Origin of the sequence: Actinoplanes solisilvae, from assembly GCF_003999975.1 — a bacterium.
Lineage (GTDB): Bacteria > Actinomycetota > Actinomycetes > Mycobacteriales > Micromonosporaceae > Actinoplanes > Actinoplanes solisilvae.
Genome location: NZ_RJAC01000015.1, coordinates 149,199 through 173,658, shown reverse-complemented (window position 1 = coordinate 173,658; position 24,460 = coordinate 149,199). Strand labels below are relative to the sequence as shown.

22 protein-coding genes are annotated in these 24,460 nt (G+C 70.9%); 8 read left to right on the top strand and 14 right to left on the bottom strand.

Going from position 1 to position 24,460, the window contains the following annotated elements; all coding sequences use genetic code 11:
* Positions 1-34 precede the first annotated feature (34 nt).
* The 4 genes from EER30_RS31000 to EER30_RS30985 are packed head-to-tail and all read right to left on the bottom strand — an operon-like array spanning position 35 to position 6,528.
* On the bottom strand, positions 35-3,277 hold the full coding sequence (locus EER30_RS31000; protein WP_127504182.1) for a leucine-rich repeat domain-containing protein: 3,243 nt from the start codon (positions 3,275-3,277) through the stop codon (positions 35-37).
* Complete coding sequence (locus EER30_RS30995) at positions 3,261-4,022, bottom strand: hypothetical protein (protein ID WP_127504181.1); 762 nt, start codon at positions 4,020-4,022, stop codon at positions 3,261-3,263. The genes EER30_RS31000 and EER30_RS30995 overlap by 17 nt, the downstream gene beginning before the upstream one ends.
* Positions 4,019-6,142 (bottom strand): protein kinase domain-containing protein, encoded by a 2,124-nt coding sequence (locus EER30_RS30990; RefSeq protein ID WP_127504180.1) that lies wholly within the window; start codon positions 6,140-6,142, stop codon positions 4,019-4,021. The genes EER30_RS30995 and EER30_RS30990 overlap by 4 nt, the downstream gene beginning before the upstream one ends.
* On the bottom strand, positions 6,139-6,528 hold the full coding sequence (locus EER30_RS30985) for an FHA domain-containing protein (RefSeq protein ID WP_127504179.1): 390 nt from the start codon (positions 6,526-6,528) through the stop codon (positions 6,139-6,141). Before EER30_RS30985 ends, EER30_RS30990 begins: the two co-directional genes overlap by 4 nt.
* Positions 6,529-6,717: 189 nt before the next feature.
* Here EER30_RS30985 and EER30_RS30980 point away from each other — a divergent pair, with 189 nt between their 5' ends.
* From EER30_RS30980 to EER30_RS30960, 5 genes are all read left to right on the top strand, one after another.
* Positions 6,718-7,470, top strand: a complete 753-nt coding sequence (locus EER30_RS30980) for a hypothetical protein (RefSeq protein ID WP_127504178.1) — start codon at positions 6,718-6,720, stop codon at positions 7,468-7,470.
* Positions 7,467-7,997: a hypothetical protein gene (locus EER30_RS30975; protein ID WP_127504177.1), complete on the top strand. Its 531-nt coding sequence runs from the start codon at positions 7,467-7,469 to the stop codon at positions 7,995-7,997. Before EER30_RS30980 ends, EER30_RS30975 begins: the two co-directional genes overlap by 4 nt.
* Before the next feature lie 82 nt (positions 7,998-8,079).
* Positions 8,080-8,880, top strand: a complete 801-nt coding sequence (locus tag EER30_RS30970) for a hypothetical protein (protein ID WP_127504176.1) — start codon at positions 8,080-8,082, stop codon at positions 8,878-8,880.
* 10 nt (positions 8,881-8,890) lie between these two features.
* Entirely contained in the window at positions 8,891-10,045 is a 1,155-nt protein-coding gene (locus tag EER30_RS47390) for a hypothetical protein (protein ID WP_164842535.1), read from the top strand.
* A 74-nt stretch (positions 10,046-10,119) separates the two neighbouring features.
* A complete protein-coding gene (locus EER30_RS30960) occupies positions 10,120-11,109 on the top strand; it encodes a stage II sporulation protein M (protein ID WP_127504175.1) in 990 nt (329 codons plus the stop codon).
* An 11-nt stretch (positions 11,110-11,120) separates the two neighbouring features.
* On the opposite strand, the gene EER30_RS30955 is transcribed toward EER30_RS30960, so the two are convergent.
* The 6 genes from EER30_RS30955 to EER30_RS30930 all read right to left on the bottom strand — a co-directional run bounded on the left by EER30_RS30955 (position 11,121) and on the right by EER30_RS30930 (position 16,929).
* The gene (locus EER30_RS30955) at positions 11,121-12,437 is read right to left on the bottom strand and encodes a DUF58 domain-containing protein (protein ID WP_127504174.1); all 1,317 of its coding nucleotides are present in this window, start codon (positions 12,435-12,437) and stop codon (positions 11,121-11,123) included.
* 7 nt (positions 12,438-12,444) lie between these two features.
* Positions 12,445-13,401: an AAA family ATPase gene (locus tag EER30_RS30950; protein ID WP_127504173.1), complete on the bottom strand. Its 957-nt coding sequence runs from the start codon at positions 13,399-13,401 to the stop codon at positions 12,445-12,447.
* A complete protein-coding gene (locus tag EER30_RS30945; RefSeq protein WP_127504172.1) occupies positions 13,398-14,720 on the bottom strand; it encodes a DUF4350 domain-containing protein in 1,323 nt (440 codons plus the stop codon). The genes EER30_RS30950 and EER30_RS30945 overlap by 4 nt, the downstream gene beginning before the upstream one ends.
* Positions 14,717-15,328 (bottom strand): DUF4129 domain-containing protein, encoded by a 612-nt coding sequence (locus EER30_RS30940; protein WP_240670406.1) that lies wholly within the window; start codon positions 15,326-15,328, stop codon positions 14,717-14,719. The genes EER30_RS30945 and EER30_RS30940 overlap by 4 nt, the downstream gene beginning before the upstream one ends.
* Complete coding sequence (locus tag EER30_RS47385) at positions 15,325-16,239, bottom strand: hypothetical protein (protein WP_164842534.1); 915 nt, start codon at positions 16,237-16,239, stop codon at positions 15,325-15,327. The genes EER30_RS30940 and EER30_RS47385 overlap by 4 nt, the downstream gene beginning before the upstream one ends.
* Before the next feature lie 69 nt (positions 16,240-16,308).
* Positions 16,309-16,929, bottom strand: a complete 621-nt coding sequence (locus EER30_RS30930; protein WP_127504171.1) for a TetR/AcrR family transcriptional regulator — start codon at positions 16,927-16,929, stop codon at positions 16,309-16,311.
* A 110-nt stretch (positions 16,930-17,039) separates the two neighbouring features.
* On the opposite strand from EER30_RS30930, the gene wrbA reads away from it, so the two are divergent.
* Complete coding sequence (gene wrbA, locus EER30_RS30925; RefSeq protein WP_127504170.1) at positions 17,040-17,642, top strand: NAD(P)H:quinone oxidoreductase; 603 nt, start codon at positions 17,040-17,042, stop codon at positions 17,640-17,642.
* Here the strand turns inward: wrbA and EER30_RS30920 are convergent.
* Positions 17,639-18,364, bottom strand: a complete 726-nt coding sequence (locus tag EER30_RS30920) for a YdcF family protein (protein ID WP_240670405.1) — start codon at positions 18,362-18,364, stop codon at positions 17,639-17,641. The two genes, wrbA and EER30_RS30920, sit on opposite strands and share 4 nt — an antisense overlap.
* A gap of 168 nt (positions 18,365-18,532) precedes the next feature.
* On the opposite strand from EER30_RS30920, the gene EER30_RS30915 reads away from it, so the two are divergent.
* On the top strand, positions 18,533-18,733 hold the full coding sequence (locus EER30_RS30915; RefSeq protein ID WP_127504168.1) for a helix-turn-helix transcriptional regulator: 201 nt from the start codon (positions 18,533-18,535) through the stop codon (positions 18,731-18,733).
* Positions 18,734-18,767: 34 nt separating this feature from the next.
* On the opposite strand, the gene EER30_RS30910 is transcribed toward EER30_RS30915, so the two are convergent.
* Positions 18,768-19,169 carry a type II toxin-antitoxin system VapC family toxin gene (locus tag EER30_RS30910; protein ID WP_127504167.1) on the bottom strand — a complete coding sequence of 134 codons (402 nt, stop codon included), beginning with the start codon at positions 19,167-19,169 and terminating at the stop codon, positions 18,768-18,770.
* Positions 19,154-19,402 carry a type II toxin-antitoxin system Phd/YefM family antitoxin gene (locus tag EER30_RS30905; protein ID WP_205650506.1) on the bottom strand — a complete coding sequence of 83 codons (249 nt, stop codon included), beginning with the start codon at positions 19,400-19,402 and terminating at the stop codon, positions 19,154-19,156. The genes EER30_RS30910 and EER30_RS30905 overlap by 16 nt, the downstream gene beginning before the upstream one ends.
* Positions 19,403-19,569: 167 nt before the next feature.
* Between EER30_RS30905 and EER30_RS30900 the strand changes: the two genes are divergently transcribed.
* A complete protein-coding gene (locus EER30_RS30900; protein ID WP_127504165.1) occupies positions 19,570-20,574 on the top strand; it encodes a hypothetical protein in 1,005 nt (334 codons plus the stop codon).
* Between the two features lie 132 nt (positions 20,575-20,706).
* Here the strand turns inward: EER30_RS30900 and EER30_RS30895 are convergent, their stop codons facing one another.
* On the bottom strand, positions 20,707-24,450 hold the full coding sequence (locus tag EER30_RS30895) for a phosphodiester glycosidase family protein (RefSeq protein ID WP_127504164.1): 3,744 nt from the start codon (positions 24,448-24,450) through the stop codon (positions 20,707-20,709).
* Positions 24,451-24,460: the final 10 nt, after the last annotated feature.

The following is a 24,460-nucleotide window of genomic DNA, read 5'->3' as shown; positions in this document are numbered from 1 at the left end:
GAGCCCGCGCCCGCGCGGCGACCCTGCCCCGGCGCTACGACTCCGGGGGGACCGTCGGTGTGCGCTGCCGGTACTCGTTCTCGAACCGGGGGTCCACCCACCGGTAGCGGTGTGTCCCACGGCCGGGCACGCGCACCTGCACCAGCCCGGCGAAGGCCGGGTCCTGCGCCCGGATCAGACCCTGCATCATCCGCAGGGCGAGGGCGTCCGGCCGTTCCGCGGCGCCGCGCACCGGCTCCTGCCCCCGGAAGGAGTCGGCCTCGTCGAGCACCGGCTCGAGCGAGTCTCCGACCGCCTTGAGCTGCTCGCTGAGCGCCGTCCGGCCCGCCTCGGACAGCAGGTCGCCCAGGCCGTCCGGCACCAGCGGCACGAAGGTGCGCAGGAACGTCAGGCCGACCTTGAGATAGGGGGCGGCCTGCACCAGCCACTGGCGGGGCATCGAGATCTCGTAGACGCCCGCCTCCGGATCGTCGCGTACGACGCAGATCGGCAGGCGGGCATGCTCGCACCACAACACGAGCCGCAGGTTGACGTTCAGGACCCCGGGCTTGAGCATCGACCGGTCGATCCGCTCGATCGAGGCCAGCCACGGCCCGTTGCGCGTCTCGTCGTCCATCGGACCGACGATGTCGTCGACCAGTTGGTCACGAGCCACCAGCAACCGGGTCAGGACATGCTCGGCCGAGGCCAGCACCTGGGCCTCGGTCCTGGGCCCGAAGTCCTCGATCTGGCGGGCCAGCGGCTCAAGTTCGGTCCGCACCACGTGCCGCAACTCCGACGGCAGCCACGGACCCGGCGTCCGGGGCGACTCGCGGCCGGTGAGCAGCAGGTCGTCGATCCGGTGGGGCCGGCCGCACGTCGTGCACAGCACGGCGTCGGTGGTGGCCCGGGCCCGCATCAGCATGCCCTGGTCGAACGAGCCCGACGGGCAGGCCCGGCACGAGACCTGCACCGCCACGTCGAAACCCTGCCACGTGGCGTTGATCAGTTCCCGGATGTCCTCGGTCAGGCGATACAGCATCAGGCTGGGGGAGGGGCTGCGGACCGTGACCCGCAACAGGTTCTGCTCCTGCTCGATCAGGGCCCGGCCGGTGTACGAGTCCTCCAGCACCATCCCGTCGCGCCAGTGCACGCTGCCGCGCACGTCGGCGCGGCCCAGCGAGTAGCGATGGAAGTGCACGATGAGCTGGCACATCAGCCCCTCGGGCAGGCCCGGATGGCGGGTGCCGGTCTCGGTCACCTCGCAGATCCGGGCGGCCACCTCCCAGTCGGGCCGGTAATCGGTCCACACCTCGCGTAGGTCGGGCCGCGCGGTGGGCACCCGCAGACCGATCAGGCTGGTCGGCTCGTTGCGGGCCGAACGGTCGGTGACCTGGTAGGACAGTTCGAACCGTTCCATCAGGGCCAGGAACGCCGGATAGAAGCGCCGCTCGTAGAAGTGCTTGCTGCCGCGGTCGCCCCAGATGCGGTTGAGGCGCCGGTGCGGCAACAGCCCATGAGCCTCGTACGTCTCCCGGTCGTCCAGGATCAGGCTGACCGCGGTGCTGAGCCAGTCCGGCTGCAGGATCACCAGTTTCGCCGGTCCGTCCTCGTTCTCGTCGTCGGCGAACGTCACCCAGTGCCCGAGCCGGTCGGCGATCCGGGCCAGCATCGCCGCCGAGTCCTCGAGCCCGGCCAGCTTGGCCCGTTGCTCGTAGTCCGAGTAGAGCAGGTACGGCTCGCGCAGTTGCTTGATCTCGTTCCGGAACTCGAGCCACTCCTTCGGGTGCCATCGGCCGACTCCCGGCAGCGACGCCGCGGCGGACGCGATCGCGCGGCGCAACTCGTCGATGCGATCGCCGGTCTTGCTGTCGACGTGGTGGAAGTCGACGATCACCTCGCCGTACAGGGCCCGGATCTGGGCCTCGTCGAGGAACGCGCCCGGCTCACCCGGCCCGCCGTGCGTGGCGACGACGAGGATCCGCGCCGACGGACCGACCCGGTGGACGATCAGGTCGATCCAATACTTCACGTAGCTGCGCTCCGCGCCCACCCGCGGCTTCCACACCACCAGATAGATCGCGGGCGCGCTGAAGAACAGCTGGTGGGTGGCCCGGTACTGCGGCTGGCCGCTGAAATCCCAGCCGTTGAGCTGGATCGCAGGAGCGTCCCCGGCGACCTCGAGAGTCTTGATCTCGATGCCGTGGGTCGTCGGCCGGCTCTGCCACGGTTCCCCCCGCAACGCCCCGAGCAGGCACGACTTCCCTACGTCACCCTCCCCGACCAGAATCAGCTTCGCTTCCCGTACGAACCTCGAGTCCTCGCGCCGCAGCCGCAGATAGCCGAGCAGCTCGTCGGGTCCGTTGCGGTAGGCCGCCTGCAGCTCCGCGGTCAGCGGGTTCCCGGCCAGGTCGAGCAGCGTCAGCCCGAGCGCGCCGAGATCGTCGGGCAGGTCGGTCAGCCGGTTGTTGGCGAGGTCCAGTTCGGTCAGCGCGCTCAGCCGGCCGAGGTCCGGGGGCAGCCCGGCCAGCTCGTTGCCGCCGAGCGCCAGTGATGTGAGACCGGTCAGGTCGCAGATCCAGCCGGGCAGCGTGGTCAGCCGGTTGTTGCGCAGGGCCAGGGAGGTCAGCCCGGTCAGCCCGCGCACCGGTTCCGGCAGCGAGGTGAACCGGTTGCCGCTGAGCCACAGCGAGCCGAGCCGGTCCAACCGGTGCAGTTCGGCGGGCAGCTCGGTCAGCCGGTTGTCGCGCAGATCGAGCTGACGCAGCTCGGTCAGCGCGGCGAGGCGGGCCGGCGCCGTCGTCACGCCGGTGTCGCCCAGGTCGAGGTGGCGAAGCGCGGTGAGGTCGCCGATCCAGTCCGGGACGGCGGTCAGGGTGTTGTGCCGGACGTCCAGCAGCTCCAGTGCGGTCAGCTCGCTCAGTACCCCCGGCAGCCGGGTCAGGGTGTTGCCGCGCAGCACCATCCAGCGCAGGTCACGCAGCCCGGCCAGGGCGGCGGGCAGGTCGGTCAGCCGGTTGCCGAGCAGGCCGAGGCCGCGCAGCGCGGTGAGTGAGGCGACCGGCGCCGGCACCCGCTCCAGGCCGTTGTAGTTCAGGTCGAGCTCGGTGAGCCGGTCGAGCTCGCCGATCCAGGGCGGCAGTTCCCGCAGCCGGTTGTAGCTGAGGTCGAGGCGGGTCAGGCCGGTCAGCGCCCGCAGCGACGCCGGCAGCTCGGTGAGACCGGTGTCGGCCAGGTTGAGCTCGTCGGCCCCGGTCGCCAGCGCCTCGGCGATCCGGGTCTCAGCCGGCGACGACATCGCGGCTCCCGGGGAAGAGCACCGGCAGGTGACGCGCCGGTTCGCGGGAGCCCGAGGGCGGCCCGGCCCGGCCCTGCGCCTGGCCGACCACGTCCACGACGATCACCGTGGCCTCGTGCTCCTCGTCGGCGGCCACCCGGTCGACCAGGAACTGGGCCAGCCACGGCCCGGAACGACCGGCCACGCCGGCGATCTCGGCGTCGGCCAGCGACTGGGCGCCGATGATCAGCCGGTCGCCGGTCAGGGTGGAGAACTCGGCCGGCCGGAACTCGGCCGACCGGTTCAGCGTGCCGAGCCCGCCCGGCGAGTCCGAGCGGGTGAGCTGTCCGAAGTAGCCGTCCACGAGACGGAAGACCTGCACCCGGCCGATCCCGGCGGCTACCGCCGGGCCGGTCGCGCCGATCGTCAGCGCGGCCGCCGAGCAGCCGGCCGAGCGGTCCGCCTCGGGGAGCTGACGGATCGCGTCGTCCGCGCCCAGGAACGCGTCGACCATGCCCTGGACGGCCGGGCCGGTGACCGGCCGGCCCAGGCGCTCGGCCGACAACCGTCCCTCGCCGTCCTCCCCGCCCGCGACCAGCGCCACCCGCAGCGCCGTCTCGGGGCGGGCCGGGAAGCGCAGGGTGAGGCTGGACGAGTCGCCGTGCAGCACCCAGCCCTGCAGCCCGATCACGTCCCGGTTGCGGTGCTGCCCGGTGCCGCGCGTGACGACCGAGACCACCCATTCGTCGTACCCCGGCTCTGTCATTCGGCCGCTCCCGCCATTCCCATCACCACGGTCGTCACCACCCACGTCGCCCAGAAGGCCGGCCAGGCGATCGCCGGGCCGGAGAACAGGTGCGCCGCGTACGCCGTGCCTGCGGCGAGCACCAGCCCGGCCAGACAGCCGAGCCCGGCGCCGACGACGCCGTTGGTCAGCCGCGACGCCGGTGCGACCCGGGCGACCGCGAACACCACCCCGGCCAGCAGCAGAACCCCACCGACCAGCCCACCTTGCAACCGCGTCGTGCCGGCGCCGACACCCGTGCCGGCCGCGACGGCGAACCCGGTGTAGGCCGCCAGCACGCCGAGAGCGGGCAAAACGCCACGCCACCGGGTCTTCGCCCGGTCCCGCATCGCCACCCCGCCGGCCCGGCCCGACGTGGGTCGCGGCGCGCGTACCGCCGTACCCCGGGACGGCTGTTGCACGGCCAGGCGGTACTGCTCGAGCGCGTACTTGCGGGCGGCCGGATCGACCCGGTGCTCGGGCCGGCCGGCCAGCTCGTGGGCGGCGATGATCAGCGCGTGGTAGAGCGGCGCGTCGTCGCCGGTCGCCTCCCACCACTTGCGGTACCAGCCGACCCGCTTGGTCGTACGCGACATGTGGCCCTTCGCGCGGGCGGCCAGCTCGGGTGCGGCGTCCGGGTCGGCCGACACCTCCAGCAGCAGCGCGATGAAGAGCCGCTCGTCGGTCAGCATGCCGGCCGAACCGAGGGCCTCGGCGACCAGCAAACGGCCGAGCAGGTACCAGTTGCGCCAGCGCTCCTCGATGTCGAACAGCGGTGTGCAGCCGGCGTGGCGGGACAGCGCCTGCAGCGATCTCGACTGGAACAGCGAGTCGACGAACTCCAGCGATCGGCGGTCGCCGTACGAGGCGGCCCGGGCGGTCTCGGCCAGGCTCTCCGGGTTCACCTCACGACCGCGGAAGACCGGTTTGCTGTACGGGTCGAGGACCAGGATGACCTCGGCGATGAGCCGGTCGGTGCGGGTGCGCTCGACGCCCGGATCGCTGAACCGGAGCCGTTTGGTGAGCTTCGCGAGGTTGTCGCTGACCTCGGTGGACACCGTCCGTCCCCAGGTCAGCAGGTCGCCCCACTGGTAGCCGATGACCAGCGACGCCGCGGCGGCCCAGTGACGGCTCATCTCGGCGGCCAGTTCCGAGGGCCGGCGTACGTCGAAGCCGGCGAACTGGAACGGCACGGTGGCCGGCTCGTCCGGCCCGGCCCGGACGTGCGCGTCGACGTCCTCGTCGTTGAGCCAGGCCTGGACCGCGGGGTACGTCCATCGATGTTCGAGTCGTTGCCACAGGCGGGAGACGAGCGGGCGCCACGCTTCCGGAACGTCGTTGAGGGCCGGCGCGGTCGCGAGGTTCATCCGGTTCTCGAGCTCGACATCGTCCTTCAGCAGGTCGCGGAACGGCTGGCGGCCCAGCAGCAGCTCCTGCATGGTGATGCCGAGGCTCCACCAGTCGGAAGCCGGCTCGCTGCGGTGCCGGAACGTCTCGGGCGCCGCATAGGCCCAGGTGACCGCCGGCTCGTCCGAGGTGACCACGGCCGGGTCGTAGATCTTCGCGCTGCCGAAATCGGTGAGCCGGAACCGGATGCCTTTCTCGTGCTGGTCGACCAGGATGTTCTGCGGCTTGATGTCGCGGTGTAACAGCGTGCTCGGCAGCTCTTTATGAATGTGATTCACGGCGGCCGATATCTGGGTCAGAATCTGCCGGCCCTCGCCGTCGGTGACGGGCCGGGTGGGATTTCCGAGGTAAAGGTGCAGGGAACCCCAGGGCGCGTGCTCGGTGATCTCGTACGCGTTTCGGCCGTCGGCCGTCATTCCCGATTCGAGCAACGGCACGACGAATTTCTCGTCCGCTTTCCGCCACAGCTCCCAGATCTGCTCGTGAGGCTCCGGCGGATCGGGCCGCTCGATGACCTTGACGACCACCCACTGCCCGTGCCGGCCCAGGCGGCCCCGGTAGAGCTGGGCGGCCTGACCCTTGATGAACGGCTGGACGTCGACGACGCGGGCGCGCAACTCGTCCGGGAACGGGAACGGGGTGGTGCCGGCCGGATCGCCGGTGGGGGCCGGATCGGTCAGCGGCGGATCCGTCAAGAGGCGTCCGTGACCGGCCCGACCGGGTTCTCGACCAGGGTCAGGAAACACTCCTTGCCCAGCCGCAGCTTGGCCGGCAGCCGTACCGTCCGTGAACTGCGGGACGTCATGCGCTCGCCGCCCACCCAGGTGCCGTTGGCCGCGTCCAGGTCGGTGACCACGACGCAGCCGCTGTTGTCCAGAATGACCAGGGCATGCTCGCGGCCGACGTCGGTGAACGGGGACAGCATGCGGCTGATCTTCGGGTTGTCGGATCCGCGGCCCAGCTTGAGAGGCTCGTTCACGACCAGTTCGAAGGACTCGCCGGTGCCGATCGGGCGCAGCGTCGCCCCGGGATTGGGCCGGGTCGTCGGCGCACCCCCGGGCGACCTGAATTGATCATTCATAAACCCCTCCGCGCGATTGTTCGGGCTGGTCGGATCGATTGGTAAAGCTAGCCGAAACACTTTTCCATCGCTGCCGGTTCACTCGTCGGAGTGACGTTCGGGCGACTTGCCGTACGATTCGAGCGCAACGCTGTAGGAAGCTCGATCAATTGGCTGTGGTGAGGCCGGAATCATCGAAAGGGTCCAGCGGTGGATGCGGAGATCAACCAGCGCCGGAAAGGGCCGGCACTCGTTGAGCCATTGATCGCCGGCCGCCGCGGCAGGGCTGATCCGGAACGCATCGGCTGGCGCCGGCGGCTGATGCTGCGCCGCCAGGGCCGGTTGGACGGCCGGATGCGAAAACCAGATCCGATCATGATGGACGGTGCGCCGACGACCGCGGCCCGCGACCTGCTCGCCGGGGAATACCTCGCCAACGTCTTCCGGGTCCGAGCCGAGTGCGCCGAGGCCATCGACGACGCGACCCGCCGCGTGCAGCGGCTGGGCCACGACATCGCCGACCTCCGGGCCCGGCTGATCGACGTGCGTACCCGCACCGCGGAGACCGAGCGCCGGAAGCCCAGCACCACCGGGCCGCCGGAACGCGAGCCCGGCGATCGGCATCATCCCGACGATCTGGTCCGGGCCCGCCGGGTGCGCGAACACGCCAAGCGTCTCGCCGAGCTGATCGCCGAGCGCCGCGACCTCGAGGAGAAATTGCGCCGGGCGGGTCAGGAACAGTCCGAGACCCGGTCGCGGATCGAGGCGTGGCGCCGCCGGCCCGGCGAGGCCGAGACCCGGTTCGCGGCCACTTTCTGGCGTGAGCGGGCCCTCTACGACCAGGCCCTGCTGCGGCGTCACCCGCAGGCCGACCTGGTCCGCCCGATCCTGGACAACGCGATCCCGCGGCTGCCGCCGTGGCCCTACGCCGAATCCCCGGCCCCGCCGAAGGAGGCACCGTGAGCACCGATCCCGAAGGACGGCCACCCCGGCGCGGTCCGGTCGCGATGTTCCGCCACTTCACCGAGTGGATGTTGCGCCGGCCCGCCGAGCCGGCCCGTCTCGCGTTCCAGCCGATGGAACGGGTGGGCGACCGCTACACCATCGCCCCGACCCTGTACGAGGCCCCGCACGAACTGCGCCGCCGCATCGACGACCTGGCCGGCGCGGGCGCTCTCGACGAGGGCAACGGCCACGTCTTCAACGCGACCATCCGGTCCTGGGTGGAGCAGTGGTGCGACCAGATCGAGGACGAGTACGACGAGCAGGCGGTCGAGCTGCGTCTGCGTCTCGCCGAGGCCGAGGCCGATATCGAACGGCGTACCTACCTGGCCGAGCTGGCCGACCGGCAGCTCGAGGAGGCCGACCAGCGGCTCCGGCGGCTCCGGGACGAGTTCCGGACCGGCCGGCCCGCCTCCCCGGCGCGCACCCCCGGCAGCAACCACAGGCAGAGGAAGCAAGAGCGACATCGATCACAACAGCACGGGTGAGATCCCCGGTCAGCGCTCGCAGGACCCGGCGACGCCGAGGAACGGCACCCGGCCCGTCGTCGCGCACGCGACCGTCCGCCCGGTGCCCGCGGACGCCGACACGGTGGTGATGCGCTCGGTCCGGGAGTACGGCGGGAAGGTGCGCCACCTGGCCGACCATCGTGAGTCGATCCGCGAGTGGCTCATGCTGACGGTTCTCACACTGATGGCCGCGGCCGACGCGTACGGCTTCTGGTCGACCCTGACCAAGCTCTTCAAGCGCGACACCTACTTCGTCATGGGGTTCGTCGCCGCCATCGCCCTCGGCACGGTCGCCGCCGCCCACGAGATGGGCCGGCTCGCCCGTTCGCGGCGGGAGGGGTACGGCGGAAGCCTGGTCTGGATGGCGGCGCTGGCGATCGTCTGGCTGGGCGTGGGCTCGACGATCGTCTGGCTGCGCGCCCAGGACCCGATCATCTCGGGCGGCAACGCCAAGGGCCGGCTGGCCGGCAGTGTCGCGGCCGGCGCGTCCGACGACTCGGTCCGCGTGGCGATCCTGCTGCTCGCGCTCTACCTGCTCACCGGACTGCTCGCTATGACGCACGCGTACCAGTACCGGGATCCCCGCTCGGCCGAGCTGCGCGACGCCCAGAAGGACCGGGAACGGATCGCGCGGGTGGCGGCGGAACGCAAGTACGAGGCCTACCTGGCCAAGCAGGGCATGCTCGCCCAGCAGGAGCTGGCCCGGCTGCACCAGGAGTCACGCGACCGCAGCGTCGGGGAGAAGGAGTTCCTCGGCCAGGCCCTGCACGAGCAGAGCGCCCAGGACATCGCCCGGCACCTGCACAACCCGTCGGCCACCGACGGCCTGATCCCGCCCCCTCCGCCGCCACCGGCCGCCTGATCGGAGCACCATGCCAAGACGACCACTGCTCGCCGCGCTGCTGATCGCCGCCCTGGGCCTGACCGGTTGCGGCTCGATCACGCCGCCGCACGAGGCCGGCGGCCTGGCCGTCGTGGTCGGCGGCCGCAGCAACATGCCCCGGCCGGCCCTGGTGGCGCAGGCCCGCGACGATCTGAGGGACGCGATCCTCAGCCGGGACACGCTGTTCATCGTCGGGGTCTCGGGCCGGCCCGAGGTGCTCTACTCCGAGGAGATCGAGCACGACTGCGACTCGGAGATCGCCTGCGACGCCCTGGTGGACGACTACCTGGCTCGCATCGACGAACTGGTCGGCGCGGTGCGGGCGGACACCGCCGAGGCCGATCAGCTCGGTGCCCTCGCCGTCGCGGCCGACCAGCTCGCGGGCGTCTCGGGGAACGGCCCGAAGCGCATCATCATGATCGACAACGGGCTGCAGACCATGGGCGACCTGCCGATGCAGGCGCCGGGCGCGTTGTCCGTGGATCCCAAGGAGCAGGCCGACGCCGTCGTGAAGAGCAAGAGCCTGCCGTCGCTGCAGAACGTCGACGTGCTGCTCACCGGGCTCGGCGCGCGGTACGAGCCGCAGCCGGCCCTGTCCCGCGACGCGGTGACCCGGGTCAAGGACCTGTGGTCGGCCGTGCTGACCGAGGCCGGCGCGAAGGTCAGCGTCGACACGAGCCCCCTGGACGAATCGCAGGCGCCGAACCCGAATCAGCCGCCGGTCGCCCTCGTGGAACCCGACGACAAGCCCGCGCCCGACGTCACGCACTGCTACCGGATCCGGGACGACCAGGTCGGCTTCCTGCCCGGCAAGGACCAGTTCCGCGACCCGGAAAGCGCGCGCGAGGTGCTCACCCCGATCGCGGCCGACCTCAAGAAGCTGAACGTCACGCTCTCGGTGATCGGCACGACCGCGCTGCCCGAGAAGTCGCCGTTCCCGCTGTCGACCAAGCGTGCCGAGCGGGTCGCCGGTGTTCTGGCCGACCTCGGTGTGCGCCGCGATGCCATGATCACCGGTGGGGTGGGGACCAGTTTCAGCGGCTTCAAGCCCGACACCGACGCCGACGGCAACCTCATCCCGTCGCTGGCCGTGCAGAACCGCTTGGTTCTCATCACCCCGGTGGGCCGCAGCTGCGACGCCTGAGACCGGCGGGGCGACCCCGGGCGCGCGGAACCGATACCCTCTCGGAGCAGCGGGGAACGACCGGAGGGCGACAAGTGGATCTCGACGCGTTCGTGGCCGAGCACGGCGGCGAATGGCGCAGACTGCGCCTGCTGGTCTCGCGCCGGCGACTCGACGCCGACGAGGCCGACGAACTGGTCACGCTCTATCAGCGCACGACCACGCACCTGTCGATCGTGCGCAGCCGGGTGCCCGACGCGGTGATCCTGATCGAGCTGTCCAACCTGGTCATCGCCGCCCGCGCGGCGCTGGTGCGGGGGCCGCGGTTCAGCTGGCGGCAGTCGGGGCGGTTCTTCACCCACACGCTGCCGGCCGAGCTCTACCGGGCGCGCCGCTGGTGGATCGTCACGACGGTGGTGTCCATGGCCGTCGTCGTCGCGATGGGGTGGTATTTCGCGACCAACCCGGCGGCGGTGGCCATGTTCAGCGACCGCGAGGAGATCCAGGCGCTGGTCGACCACCGGTTCGTCGACTATTACAGCGCCTACGAGGCAACGCACTTCGGCCTGCAGGTGTGGACCAACAATGCCGTGATCGTGGCCAAGTGCATCGCGGCGGGCGTGCTCATCCTGCCGGTGTTCTACATCCTGTTCTTCAACCTGTTCAACGTCGGGCTGACCGCCGGCGTCATGGCCGACGCGGGCCAGACCGGCACCCTGCTGACCTTCCTCGCGCCGCACGGCCTGCTCGAACTGACCTGCATGTTCATCGGCGCCGGCGTGGGCCTGCGCATCGGTTGGTCGTGGATCGCGCCGGGCCTGACCCGCACCCGGGTGCAGGCCGCGATCGACGAGGGCCGCGCCGGTGTGCGCATCGCCGTGGGGCTGGCCGTCGCGCTCGCCGTGGCCGGGCTCCTCGAGTCCTTCGTGACCCCGTCGGCCCTTCCGCCGCTGCTGCGCGTCGCGATCGGCGCTCTCGTCTGGCTGCTTTTCCTCGCGTACGCCCTGGGGCGCGGCCGGGTCGCCACCGAAGCTCTGCGCCCCGAGGACGAGGAGCAGACCGCGTACCTGGTCCCGACCGCCTGACGACACGGTGGTCAGAGCCGCCCGGTCGCCTTCAGCAGCAGGTAGAGGTCGGCGACCCGGGAGGCGAGCTCGCCCGGCACGGCGTCGACGACCGTCGCGCCCGACCGGTTGAGCACGTGGGCGATCCGTTCCTGGTCGGCCAGGGCGCGCTGCGCGGCCGCGGCCGTGTGCACGTCGGCCGCGGTGAACGTCGCCGGCAGTTCGGCGAGCCGGGTGACCTCGGGGTCGCGCGCCGCAGCCACGATCACGTGGTGGCGGGTGGCGAGCTTGGGCAGCAGCGGCAGCAGCCCCGCGATCATGGGCGCGGTGTCGAGGGCCGTGAAGATGACGACCAGCGACGGCTTGCGGCCGCGGCGCAGCAGTTCGGCGGCGAGCAGCGTGTAGTCGGTCTCGACCAGCGCCGGCTCCAGCGTGGCGATGCCGTCGATCAGGCGGGTCAGCTTCTGGTTCTGGCCGCCCTCCTCGACCCGGGCGCGCACCGAGGCGTCGAGGGCCAGCAGGTCGACCCGGTCCTCGGCGCGGGTGGCGAGCACGGACAGCAGCAGCGCGGCGTCGATCGACGCGTCGAGCCGGGGCACGCCCGCGACCCGTACGGCCGAGGTCCGCCCGGTGTCGAGGACGCAGTAGACGCGCCGGTCGCGCTCCGGGCGCCAGGTGCGGACGACGACGTGTCCGGCCCGGGCGGTGGAGCGCCAGTCGATCGAACGGACGTCGTCACCGGACACATAGGAGCGCAACGCGTCGAACTCGGTGCCCTGCCCGCGACCCCGCGTCACCTGCGAACCGTCGATCACCCGCATGCGGGCGAGCTTCTCGGGCAGGATCCGGCGCGACGGGAACGGCGGGAGGACCCGCAGATTCCAGGCCGGGGTGCGCTCGGTGTTCCAGGAGCGCGAGCGCTGCCGATAGGCGAAACCGAACGGCCCGTACGACCGGGTGGTCACTCGCGCGGCGGGCCGGTCGCCGTGGCGTACAGGGTGAAGGGTCGTTGTGAGGGTCTGCTGCTCGCCCGCCGCCAGGTCGAGCCGGTGCCGCAGCGGCCCGGCCCCTGCCGACGGCACCCAGCTGTCGCGTAGGTCGAGCCGCAGGTCACGGGTGCTCCGGTTAGTGACCGTGAGGGTGACCGTGGCCTGATCGCCGAGCCAGATCGTGCGGTCGCCCTCGCGGCGCAGCGCGATGCCGGTCAGCGGCGCGGCCGCCATCGCGTCGAAGCCCGCGACCGCGCCCGCGACGAGCACGATGCCGAGAACCGCGAGCCAGGGCGATGGCAGCAGCAACGGCAACGGGACGCCGAGCAGCACCAGCACGGCGAAACGACGAGTGACCACAGCCGCCTCAGCGCGGGGCCGGCACGGCGGCGAGGACGGCGGCCAGCACCGACTCGACCGTGACACCGTCGAGCGCGGCGTCGGCCCGCAACCGCACCCGGTGGCGCAGGGTCGGCACGACGTACGCCTTCACGTCGTCCGGGATCACGTATTCGCGCCCGCTGAGCCACGCGTACGCCTTCGACACCGAGAGCAGCGCGATCGTGCCGCGGGGTGAGGCGCCGAGCTCGAACGCGGGCGTCACCCGGGTCGCGGCGACGAGGTCGACGATGTAGCTGAGAACCTCGTCGGCGACCTGAACCTGCCGTACGGCGGCACGCCCGGCCGCCAGGTCAGCCGCGGTCGCCACCGGGCCGACGCCGGCCGCCTTCAGATCACCGGGGTCGAAGCCGCGGTGGTGGGCCCGCAGCACGTCGAGCTCCTCGGCCCGCGCGGGCAGCGGCACCGACAGTTTGAGCAGGAACCGGTCGAGCTGAGCCTCGGGCAGCGGATAGGTGCCCTCGTACTCGATGGGGTTCTGCGTGGCGGCGACCAGGAACGGCTGGGGCAACGGGCGCGGGTGGCCGTCGATGCTGACCTGCCGCTCCTCCATCGCCTCGAGCAGCGCCGACTGGGTCTTGGGCGGGGTGCGGTTGATCTCGTCGGCCAGCAGCAGGTTGGTGAAGACCGGTCCGGGGCGGAAGTCGAACGCGCCCGCGTCGTAGATCATCGAACCGGTGACGTCGCCGGGCATCAGGTCGGGCGTGAACTGCACGCGCCTGGTCTCCAGGTCGAGCGCCGCCGAGACGGCGCGCACCAGCAGGGTCTTGGCCACGCCGGGCACGCCCTCGAGCAGCACGTGACCGCCGCAGAGCAGCGCCACCAGGACACCGGCGACGACCGGGTCCTGCCCGACGACGGCCTTGCCGACCTCGGCCCGCAGCCGGCCGAGCGCGAGGCGGGCCTCGTGCGATTCGGGGGTCACTGGGTTTCTCCTTCGTTCAGGACGTCTCGTTCCAGGTCACGCAGTTTCTTCGTGGCCGCGACCAGGTGGCTGTCGCGCCGCGGCGGGCTCTCGGGGTCGAAGACCTCGGTGAAGCGTTCGAGGGGCAGCCCGGTCGCCTCGGCGAGGTCCTCGTCGGTCGCGTCCGGCGGCAGGCCGAGATGCTCGGTCATCCGGCGGCGGCTGGTGTGCCGCAGGATGCGCAGCGACGGCCCGCGCGAGCCACCGCGCTGGTAGAGCCGGGCGTGGCCGAGCATCGTCTCGTTGGCCGGCACCCGCGACGGCAGCCGCTCGGCGACCGGGGTCCCCAGCCGGCGGGCCGCCGCGGCCGCCAACGCCGCCCCGGCCAGCAGCACCAGCAGGACGACCGCCCACGCCTTCGGCGGGAACGCGTTGGCCTGCTCGCGGGCCTGCTGCGCCGCACCGTCGGGCTCGGCGGTCGGGGTCGGCTGCTCGTCCTCGCTGTCGCTTCCGCTCTCGGCCTCGCCGCTGCGGGTCTCGTCGCTCTCGGGTTCGTCGCCGCTGTCGTCATAGGTCTCTTCCGGCTCCGGGGTCCCGATGCCGTCACCCAGCCCGTCGGGCGCGGGACGGTCGGTGACCGGCGGGCCGTCCGAGGTCGGCCACCGGTCCCGCTCGTGCCGGTCGAGCCAGATCACCTGATTCTTGTGGCCCAGCAGGTTCAGCGCGAAGTCCCGGTTGCCGTGCTCGTCGAGCCGGTCGTTGCGGAACGGGTCGGCCGCGCCGACCACGTTCACGATCGTGATCTCGCCCACCGGGAACTCGACCACACCACCGTCGTAGCAGCTCGTGAATTCCGTGCGGTAGGCGAGCTTGCGTACGGCAGCCGGGCTGGTGAACAGGTCACAGCCGGGCGCGGGGGCGGCTGCCGTCCAACGCTCGCCGTCCGTCGACGCGGGCCAGCCCGCCTCGTCGAGGAAACCGTTGTCGGGCCGGACCAGCACGACGCGGCTGCCGGACGGCAACCAGCGCTCCTCGGTCAGGTGCTCGACGTCCGTGAACTCCGGCGCGGTCACGAACAGCGTCGAGTTGGGCTGTGCCCACAGGGTCGTGCTCGCCTCGAACGTCGTCGCCACCTTGCGGATCTTGACGCCCTCGCTGCGCAACGCCTCGGCCAGCCGCGCCGACCCGATCGGGGCCTGGCTGTCCGGGTTGAGATAGTCGTTGTCGGCCGGGTCGGCCTGCTGGAACGCGTGCAGGACGGCGGTCGTGACGAACACCGCGAGGACCACCGCGATCGGTACGGCGAGACGCAGCCACCGCCAGTTTCGGACCTTCTTCATCGCGTGCTCGTCTCCAGGGCTGCCTTGACCTCGGCGGTGAGCCGGCGCATGCGCGCGTCCTGATCGGGCCCGGCCGGCCGGTGGCCGTACCAGATCTCGGAGAAGATGTCGGTCGCGCCGGTCAGGGGCACCGAGACCGCGGGCCGGTTCGCGCCGGCCATCGCCACGATCTCCTGTGCCGTCCAGGCCGGGGCGTGCGTGATCACGCCGTGCCGGGTCAGCGCCGTCACCGACTCACGCAGGCGCTCCCGGATGGCCTCGGCGTAACGACCCTCGGCGGCCAGGCGATCGGCGGTGGACAGCACGGGGGTGACGGGCCGCAGCGGGCTCGGCGTCTCGGGCTCGGGTTTCGCGGCCTGAGGCTCGGGCTTGACGGCCTCTTTCTTCGTCTTCTTCTTCCGGGGCTTCCGCCGGAACCGTGGAAGCTTCCACTTCCACCTTGGGCGAGGGATGCGGATACGGATACGAATACGGATCCTGAGCCAGGCCGGGTAGGTGTACCAGAGCAGGCCCACGGCCCCGGCCAGCGCGAGCATGATCAGCACGACCCAGGCCGCGTTGATGACGTCGAAGAGCCCGGCCAGGAACTCGTCGTAATCGCGGGTCACGACTCACGTCCCGACGGTGCCGACGGGCGGACGATGCCGGGCAACCGCGGTGGCGCCGGTGGCGCCGGTGGCGCCGGTGGTGGCGACGCCGGGCTGTAAAGGACGACCGGCGGCGCGAACTTCCGCGGCGGCGTGTGCACCACGACGTCGGCGGGGTCGGTGCCGTTCGCCGCCGCACGGCGAAGCGCGATGTCCAGGCCCTCCGTCCGGATCCGGGTGTCGATCAGCAGGACGGCGTCGAAGCAGGCCAGCGCCGCGCACGAGACGGTGCCGGCCAGACCCCACATGAGCAGGACCGACCAGTCGCCGAAGTAGGCCGTGGCGACGAACCCGAACTGCCAGAGGAACATGATCGGGCCGATCGCGAGGGCCACCCGGATGCCGAGCCAGACCGCGAAGGCGCGCAGCCGGCCCCAGAAGCCGCGCCAGCCCAGCCGGGTCGCCAGCGCCGCCGAACGGCCGAGCGCCCCGAACGGCCACCCGGACCGGTCGACCACCAGCGCCACGCCGGCCATTCCGAGGAAGCCGTAGCCGGCGATCCAGCCGATCATCCCGAAATACGCGCCGAGGAGCGCGACCACGACCGGCAGCAGCATCGTGACCAGCAGGGCCAGCGGCCGCATCCGCCGGAACAGCGCCCAGTGCGACACGTTCTGGCCCAGCAGGGCGGGCACGACGGCACTTCCGGCGTACGCCCCCAGCACCCCGACGATCGCCACCTCGCAGGCGAACAGGGCCGCGATCACGGGCCACCACTCGTCGAGGCCCGCATAGACGTCGAGCAGCGGCGCTCCGGCGTACCAGAGAACGATCTGCTCGATCGCCAGCAGCGGCAGGGCGAGCACGAACATCGGCAACGCGCGGAGCCGCAGCAGCACGAGGGCAGTGTCGAGCAACTCACCCTGTGGCATCGCCCGAAGCGGTAACACGCCACGCACCCGAGCCTTGCCTCCCCGCATGGCGGGCATCCTAAGTGATCATCAGTGATCCGTTCGACCCGGTTGCGGCCAGAAGCCGGCCAGCAACTCGTCGATGCTCGCCTTGATCTGGCCGGTCGTGAACCCGCGCCCTTTGGTGAGGTGCCAGATCAGGCTGGGCGGCGAGAAGGAGAGCAGCAGGTCAGCCAGCACGGTCGCGTCGGCGCCGGGCCTGAGTTCGCGCAGCAGCGTCGAGACATGCAAATGCCAGCCCTCGTACGGACCTGAGGCGTAGATCGCAGTGGGCGAGGCATTCTCGGCGGCCAGCATGACTTCGATGTTCCCGGCGACGTGATCGGTGAGGGCGTGCAGGAACGCGCGCAACCGTTCACCGGGTTTCTCGCCCGGGCCCAGCGGCGCCGGTCCACTGAGAAAACTCTGCTGGAACTGCAGCTCGCGGTGGTCGACGAGGGCGAGAAGAAGCTGCGTGACGTCGCCGAAGCGGCGGTAGACCGTGCCCACGCCGATGCCGGCCGCCTGGGCCACGGCGTTCATGGTGACGGCCTCGGGGCCCTGGTCGGCCATCAGCCGCGCGGCCGCGTCAAGGATGCGCTGCCGATTGCGGGCGGCGTCGGCGCGCTCGGCCGCCGGAGGCCGGCCGATCTCGAGGTGTACGTCTCCCATGACGCCCGAGACTACCGGCCCGGTTGCCAAACGGATTCTTATCCGGTTAGTCTCGCTCCCGAACAAGCGGATAGCTATCCGATTGCTGTCCGCCGGAAGGGAACGTCTTCATGAGCAGCAAGGTTGCGGTCATCTACTACTCGTCGACCGGCACCGTTCACCAGCTCGCCCAGGCGATCGCCGAGGGCGCCGCGAAGGCCGGCGCCGAGGTGCGCCTGCGCCGGGTGGCCGAACTGGCCCCGTCGAGCGCCATCGACACGAACCCGGCGTGGCGGGCGCACGCGGACGCGACCAGCGACGTCGAGATCGCCACCCTCGACGATCTGGAGTGGGCCGACGCCTACGCCTTCGGTTCGCCCACGCGCTACGGCAACATCACCGCACAGCTCAAGCAGTTCCTCGACAGCACCGGGGGCCTGTGGCAGCGCGGCGTCCTGGCCGACAAACCCGCGACCGGCTTCACCAGTGCGGGCAACAACCACGGCGGCAACGAGTCGACACTGCTGGCGCTCTACAACACGCTCTACCACTGGGGTTCGGTCATCGTCGCCCCCGGTTACACCGACCCCGCGGTCTTCGCGGCCGGCGGCAACCCGTACGGCACCTCGCACCCGGGCGGCGCCGGCGCGCCGGGCGAGGAGAAGCTCGAGGCTGCCCGCTACCAGGGCGAACGCCTGGCGAAGTTCGCCAACCGGCTGCGCGCGGCTCGTTAGGCCCACCTGGGGTTCGCGGCGCGGTCGGTGAAGGCGGTCGACGATCGCAGGTGGTCGGCCGCGTCGCGAACCTCCGGTGGCACGTCGACGTGGGCGATGAAGCCGCGGCCGGCCGGGCCGTACCCGTGCTCGTCGTCGGTCAACCGGGTCACCTCGCCCAGCAGCAGGGAGACGTACCGGTCGAGCGGCCACATGCCGGCCGGCGGATCCCGGTAGTTCAGCGCCTCATCCACTTCGGTGCGGTGCGAGGCGAAATTGACGACCTGTACGCCGTGCTTTCGAAAGCCCGCGTCCATTCGTTGTTGCATGGTGGCGTCCTGAACCGCGATCAGCTTCTCGTGCTTCTCGGCCCGCAGGAGGGCGAGCGCGTTGGTGACGTTGTTGCCGCAGTTCGTCGACTCGTGCTCGAGCAGATCGACGGCCAGCCCGTGGCGCTCCCGCAAATAGCGGTCGAACAGAGCGGCTTCGGTCAGCTTGTCGCCGCCCAGGCTTTCCCTCAACAGGTCGGTCGAATGCCCTTGCCCGCCCACGATCAGATATCGCCGGGCCACGCCCGCCCGCATCGCGTCGGCGAAGACGTCAGCCCCGCCCAGAACACTCCCGCCGAACAGAATGGCCACGTCAGCCACGCCACCCAGAGCCGCCGGCGTCAGCCCGGAAACATCCCGGCGACCACAGAACCGTACGAGGGCATTGACGTTCTGATTAACCGTGCGGCTCACCCGCCCGACTCTATTGCCCGTCGGTACTCCAAAGCCGCCCGACCATGACATGGTCCGCGCCGGAGCGATCCACGACGAGCTGTTGCTTCCGGGGTAGGGCTTACGCGGGGTTGCTGGAAGGGGGTACCGCGTGCGCGGCATCTTGTCTAGCGCCTATAGTCATGGAGCATGGGTAAGCACTTGATGGGGCCGGGCGAGATCCGCGAGCGACTGGGTCGGCTCAGCCGCCAGCGCGTCTACCAGATCACCTCGAACCCGACCTTTCCGAAGCCCTACGACGAGCTTCAGATGGGCAAGGTCTGGCGCATCGAGGACGTCGAAGCATGGATCCGCGACCACCTCAAAGAGGGCCGTCGGCCGTCGAGTTGATCCTCGGGTTGGTGCCTGCCGCCGTTGGCGACGTCTATGGCGTGCCGATGGCCAAGACGCCAGGGAGGCCAGTGAAACGGGCCTTGACGTCGGCGCTCAGGACCGTGCGGCCGGTCTCGATTGCATGAGCCGCGATGATCAAATCGTGCGCGCCTCGCGGAGTGCCCGTTCGGCGGACGTGCGCGATCAGGCGGGCGTGGTGGGCGGCGGTGGCGTCCGTGTATGCCAGAACGTCAACCACGTTACTGATCGCGGCGAGGGCTCGGGCTCGGGAGGCAGCACGTTCGGCGGTGTCGGCCAGTTCGATGCCGACCCGGTATTCCGCGATGGTGACCGCTGCGACGGCGATTTCGTCATTGTCGAGTGCCGAGCGGTCGATCGTGCCGCGCTCGTAAGCGATCAGGATATTGGTATCGAGAATCAGGCGTCGGCCCATGGGTCACCACGCTCTGGTTCCAGCAGGGCCACGGCTTCGGCGATGTCCTCGGCGAAGCTATCGTGCGGAGTGGGGATGTCAGCGAGCGCAGCACGAAGGTCTGCGCCCGTGCGGTGACGGGCCGGCCCGATCTCGGCCACGGGGTGGTTTCCTCGGGTGATGGTCACGGTCTCGCCGCGCTCAATCGCGTCGAGTAGCTCAGAGAAGTTTCGTGACGCTTCGGTGGCGGTCATCGTCCGCATGATGTCCAGGTTATCTGATAATCAGATACTTGGCTACGACGTTTGCCTGGCGTTATCGGCGCGGCGTGCGGGATGTGCTGGACTTGGGCATGCCGAAAAGTCGCGGGCGTCCATCGGGGCGAGGGAAGCCGAAGCGCGGGCCGCGGCCCGTACGGGAAATGCGGTTGTCGGACGGGCTGTTGCGCGATGCCGGCTCGATCGTGAACGAGGGAAGTGTGCTCGAGGTCGAGCAGTGGGCCAGCGACTGGCTCGGCCGCGCCTGGCTGGCCACAGGCCCCGGTGACCTGCGGTGGGAGCACATCCTGCATCTGGAAGTGGTGGGACGGGCCGCGACCCGGCCGTCGCCCGAGGGGCTGGCCGCGCTGGCGGCGTTGCGGCGACTGGCCGAGCCGGACGATCTGCCGCTGCTCGACGAGGCCGTCGCGATCATGTCGGAGAGCCGCCCGGCGCCGCCGTGGGCCGCGGAGCCCGCCTTCGAAGCGGTGAAAGCCTGGCGGGCCGCCGATGTCTGGGACAGCGAGCACGTTCTGTTCGTCGAATACGGCGGGTCGGTGCCGCACACGCTCATGGCGCAGATCCAGCTCGCCGGTGGTGTGCTGGTCGAGGAGATCATCCTGCTCACCGCGGACGCCGTCGCCACCTGGAACGCGCGTCAGGAGCCCGGTCAGGCGCCCATCCTGGCCATCGAGGCGCCGGTCGGCGACGTGCTGGCCGAGCTGGCCGACGCCCTGCGGACCACCGATCTCACCGTGCCGCGTCAGGACGAGGAGGCGTACGTCGGTCCGCGCGCTCTGGCCTGGTCGCGCTCCCGCTCCTACCTCCCGGAGTGGCGCGACTGGCAGCCCACCGACGTCGCCGAGCGTGAGCGCCTGCTGGACGAGTTCGTGGCCGAGACCGGGCCCGACGTACGACCCCTGGCCGAGCTGTTCTTCGACTACGGCGAGCGTTACATCATCAGCGGGCCGCTGCGCTGGAGCCCGAACCACGTCCTGCTCTTCCTGACCGACTGGATGCCGCGCCGCGCGATCCTCGACCCCGCCCAGCAGGCCGCGCTGCCCGGTGCGCTGCGTCAGTGGATCCGGTTCGCGCTGGGGCGCAGCGGCGTGGAGCCGCGCTGGATCGAACCGGTCATCGGGTCCGTCGACGCCTTCGACCGGTCATGACCAGGGACTTCGCGAGTTCGAACGGTCCGCCGGTCCAGCTCGTCGAGATCGGCGCCGTGGTCCGGCTCGACATCGCCGCCTGACCGGACGAGGGCCGAGGACACCAGGTCCCCGGCCCTCGCTCAAGGCTCGTCAGTCGGCCAGGGGCCAGGCGTGCCAGTGGAACTTCGTGCTGGTGCCGGTCAGGGCGACCGACTCGGTGCGGGCGGTGGTGTTGGTCTTGAACACCAGGGACGCCGTGTACGTGACGTCGGGCTGGACCGGCGCGAACCGGACCGAGACCGTGCAGCTCGCGCCGGGCGCGACGGTGCGGTCCTCGCAGCGGTCACGGTCGACGCGGAACGGCGTACGCGTGCCTTCGACCTTGACCGACGAGATGCGCAGCGGCTGGTCACCCGTGTTGGTGACCTTGACGTCGCGGACCTGGCCGATCCAGCCGACCGGCTGGGCCGTGAACGCCGGCGTGGTCGCCGAGAAACCGGGACCGGCCGGAGCCGCCGGGCCCACCTGGATCGTCTTCGAGGTCGTGACCGGCGCGAGCGACTCCTCGCCGGTGTACTCCCGCATCGACTCGTTCGTCACCGCGACGGTCACGACACCGCGGCGAAGCGCGGTCAGTTCCCGGGTGGCCGGGTCGAGGATCGCGACCTTGCCGGCCCGCCGGGCGTCGGCCACGGCGGAGGAACCGGTGCCGATCGCCAGGTTCGACGAGCCGCTCCAGTGCACCGACATCGGGTAGCGCAGCGGCACGACCCGCGATCCGTTGTCGACACCCGACGGCTGCACGATGCTGCCGCTGAGCTCGACCTTCTTGCCCAGGTCGACCTGAGCGGGCGTGTTCAGCGTGATCGACTGAGCGAACGCGCGGACATCGGCGGAAAGCCAATCCGACCCCGAGGACACCGACCAGTCGACCCACCCGGTGAAACCGCCCCGGTCCGGAGTTCCGTACGGGTCCTTGCCCGACGACGGGTGCACGAAGTACGGCACCCCTTCGAGCCGGTGCACGTTGGCGATCTGGGCGTGCGAGCCCATCATCATCGCGCCCTTGTTGCTGCGTCCGCGGAAGTCGGTGAGCATCTTCTCGATCAGCGCCGCCTCGTTGCGGTCGGTGAGCTGGCTCGACTTGGTCTCGGCCGGGTCGTCCACCGGGTGGTGGGCCGCCACGACCACGTTCTTGATCGTCTTGTTGGTCGCGGCGTCGGCCAGGGCCTGCTGGAACATCGGCCATTGAGCCCAGGCAGACGTACGCAGGGTGCCGAGCGAGCTGGCCAGCAGGATGAACCGCGTGCCCTTGTGGTCGAACGTCCGGTAGGGCTGCCCGAACTCGTTGGTGAAGTTGGTCAGATCCGACTGCGTGTTGTTCAGCCCGTACGACTCGTGATTGCCCGGCACGTAGTAACAGGGCACCGTGCCGGCCTTGCCCGACGGCGACTGCCCGGCCGCGACGAGGTCACAGCCCGCGTCGGTCAGCACCTGACGAGCCAGCGACAGGTCCTGCGGCAGACCACGGTCGGTGATGTCGCCGTTCAGGATGATCAGATCCGGGTTGGTGGCCCGGATCCGCCGGATCTCCGCCGTGGCGACCTTGGTCATGGCCGGGTTGTCCGCCGTGAACTGCACGTCCGACATCGACGCGAACTTGAACGAGCCACGCGGCAGGGTGCCGTCGGCCGAGATCAGCCGGTCGGCGACCAGGTCCTCCTGCGCCGGCAGGTCGATCGAGGTGGGGACGTCGGCCTCGAACCGGTTGATGATGAACGTGCCCGCGCGCTGGTCGGCCACGCTGGTGTTGATGCCCTGGAAGCTGGCGATCGAGATCGGGAACACCGTGTTGGCCGGGAGCGTCCACGTGGCGTTCTGCCAGTCGTTGCTCGCGACCAGCGCCGTGCCGTAGACCCCGGACGCCTTGCCGTTGCCGTCGTAGTAGCCCAGGTAGGTCAGGCCGCTCGGCACCGAGATGCTCGACTTGATGCGGGCACGCACGCGCAGCGGCTGTCCCGCCACCGGCACCCGGCCGGCGACCGACGTCGCCGAGATGCCGACGTTGCGCATCGCCGGGAAGTCGATCTTCAGGCCGTCGGCGTCCTTCGAGAACGTGGTCGCGGCGGTGCTGTTGTTGCGCCAGCGGGCGAGCACGTCGTCGGTGAACTCGTACGCCGTGACGTTCTGCACCCCGACCGTGATCGGCAGCTGTACCGACTTGCCGGCGACCGAGATCGTCAGGATCGTGGCCGCGGCCTTGAGCGGGACGACCTTGAGCTTGCCGTCGACGGACTGCACGTCGACGACGCTGTGGTCGTAGTCGAGCTTCAGGTCGGCCGGGTCGATCGGGGCGGTGTAGCCCTCGTCGTCACGCCCGGTGACGCTCACCGTGGCGGCCTGCTCGGGCGTCGCCTCGGCGATCGAGAGCCGGCCGGCCGACAGCTCGACCGAGTCGAGCGCGCCCAGCACCTTGACCTTCGAGGTCGCGATCTCGTGGCCCGACGTAGCCGTGACCAGCACGTCGCTCGACTCGCGCGACGGCGCCTGCACCACCCCGGACTTCACCGAGCCGCCGATGGCGTACCAGCGCACCGAATTCGGCTGCACGGCGACCGGCGCCTGGTGGTTGTCGACACCCCGCGCGGTCAGCGTGCGGTGCAGACCGGGGAAGACCTTCGGGTCGTCGGCCGGCGTGATGATCAGGTCGTGCAGCTTGCCGTCGCCCTTGGTGACGAACACGCCGACCCCGTTCGGGTCATTGCGCTCATGTCCGTCCGAGGGCACATTCCGTACGGTGGCCTGGTCGCCCCCCAATTCGCGGGCGACCATGGTCGTCGAGCCGCCGCCGTCGAGGTTGACCGCGGTCTCGACACCGAGCGCGGCCAGGTCACGCGCCTCCTTGTCGATGCCGACGCCACCCTTGCCCGTGCCGCCCGGTCCGTCCCAGGTCGCGAGCACGAGCGTACGGCCGCCGTCCTTGAAACCCAGGGCGGTGCGCGGCGCGATCGACGGGTCGAGGCCGGGAACGACCTTGCCGCCCTTGACGACCGTGCCGCCGTTACCCAGCGCGAACTTCATCGCCTTCGTGGCGTCGTTCGACATCTCGTAGTTCAGCGCGACCGCGTCACCGGCCTGCAGCGCCCGCAGCGAGACGGCCGCGGCGTCGCGACCCACCAGCGTGAACGCGTTCTCCGGAAGCTGTCCCGCGCCGGGCGCCCCGACCGACACGACCTTGCCGCCCACGACCACGGCCTCCACCGCGTCGACCCCGGCGAACCCACGACCGCGGCTGTAAGTTCCCCAGCCCGGGGTGTACGCGACGAGCCCGTCGGCAGGCACACCGCCACCGTTCGCGGCGTTGATCGTCAGAACCTTGTGGTCCGCGCCGGCGAAGGTGGCCTTCGCGTCGACCGCGACGTCCACGAGCTGGGCGATGCCGTCCTTGCTGACGCCGACGTGCTGACGGCCGTTGACGTCGGAGGTCTTGAGAAGCCGTCCGTCCTGGATCTCGGCGCCCAGCGCGGCGGTGCTCCCGCCGATGTCGAAGAACTCGCCGTTGACGCCGGCGACCGCACCGGCCTTGTTCGCGGCCTCGCTCAGCGGCCCGCCCGACGCGACCGGGCCCGCGGTCAGCAGGTCGGTGCCGACGGCCTTGTTCGACAGGTCGACGGTGAGGAAACGCGCGTCGTACCAGCCGGTGCTCTCCAGCGCCTTGACGCTCTTGAGATCGATCCCCGGACCGATCTTCTCGACGGTGTCGACCAGCGGGATCCCGCCGGTCACGGGCGGCTGCGGCTGCGGCTGAGCCGGAGCGGCGCTCGCGGTGGCCGGCGTCGCCAACAGCGTTGCCGCTGCGGCGATCGTGCCCACCACCAAGCCCTTGTGTTTCATGTGGTTCCTT

What these genes read in the sequence shown, in the direction of transcription:
- EER30_RS31000 (WP_127504182.1), bottom strand. Translation starts at nt 3,277, where the DNA reads ATGTCGTCGCCGGCTGAGACCCGGATCGCCGAGGCGCTGGCGACCGGG.
- EER30_RS30995 (WP_127504181.1), bottom strand. Translation starts at nt 4,022, where the DNA reads ATGACAGAGCCGGGGTACGACGAATGGGTGGTCTCGGTCGTCACGCGC.
- EER30_RS30985 (WP_127504179.1), bottom strand. Translation starts at nt 6,528, where the DNA reads ATGAATGATCAATTCAGGTCGCCCGGGGGTGCGCCGACGACCCGGCCC.
- EER30_RS47390 (WP_164842535.1), top strand. Translation starts at nt 8,891, where the DNA reads ATGCCAAGACGACCACTGCTCGCCGCGCTGCTGATCGCCGCCCTGGGC.
- EER30_RS30945 (WP_127504172.1), bottom strand. Translation starts at nt 14,720, where the DNA reads ATGAAGAAGGTCCGAAACTGGCGGTGGCTGCGTCTCGCCGTACCGATC.
- EER30_RS47385 (WP_164842534.1), bottom strand. Translation starts at nt 16,239, where the DNA reads ATGCCACAGGGTGAGTTGCTCGACACTGCCCTCGTGCTGCTGCGGCTC.
- EER30_RS30930 (WP_127504171.1), bottom strand. Translation starts at nt 16,929, where the DNA reads ATGGGAGACGTACACCTCGAGATCGGCCGGCCTCCGGCGGCCGAGCGC.
- wrbA (WP_127504170.1), top strand. Translation starts at nt 17,040, where the DNA reads ATGAGCAGCAAGGTTGCGGTCATCTACTACTCGTCGACCGGCACCGTT.
- EER30_RS30915 (WP_127504168.1), top strand. Translation starts at nt 18,533, where the DNA reads ATGGGTAAGCACTTGATGGGGCCGGGCGAGATCCGCGAGCGACTGGGT.
- EER30_RS30910 (WP_127504167.1), bottom strand. Translation starts at nt 19,169, where the DNA reads ATGGGCCGACGCCTGATTCTCGATACCAATATCCTGATCGCTTACGAG.
- EER30_RS30905 (WP_205650506.1), bottom strand. Translation starts at nt 19,402, where the DNA reads ATGACCGCCACCGAAGCGTCACGAAACTTCTCTGAGCTACTCGACGCG.
- EER30_RS30900 (WP_127504165.1), top strand. Translation starts at nt 19,570, where the DNA reads ATGCGGTTGTCGGACGGGCTGTTGCGCGATGCCGGCTCGATCGTGAAC.
- EER30_RS30895 (WP_127504164.1), bottom strand. Translation starts at nt 24,450, where the DNA reads ATGAAACACAAGGGCTTGGTGGTGGGCACGATCGCCGCAGCGGCAACG.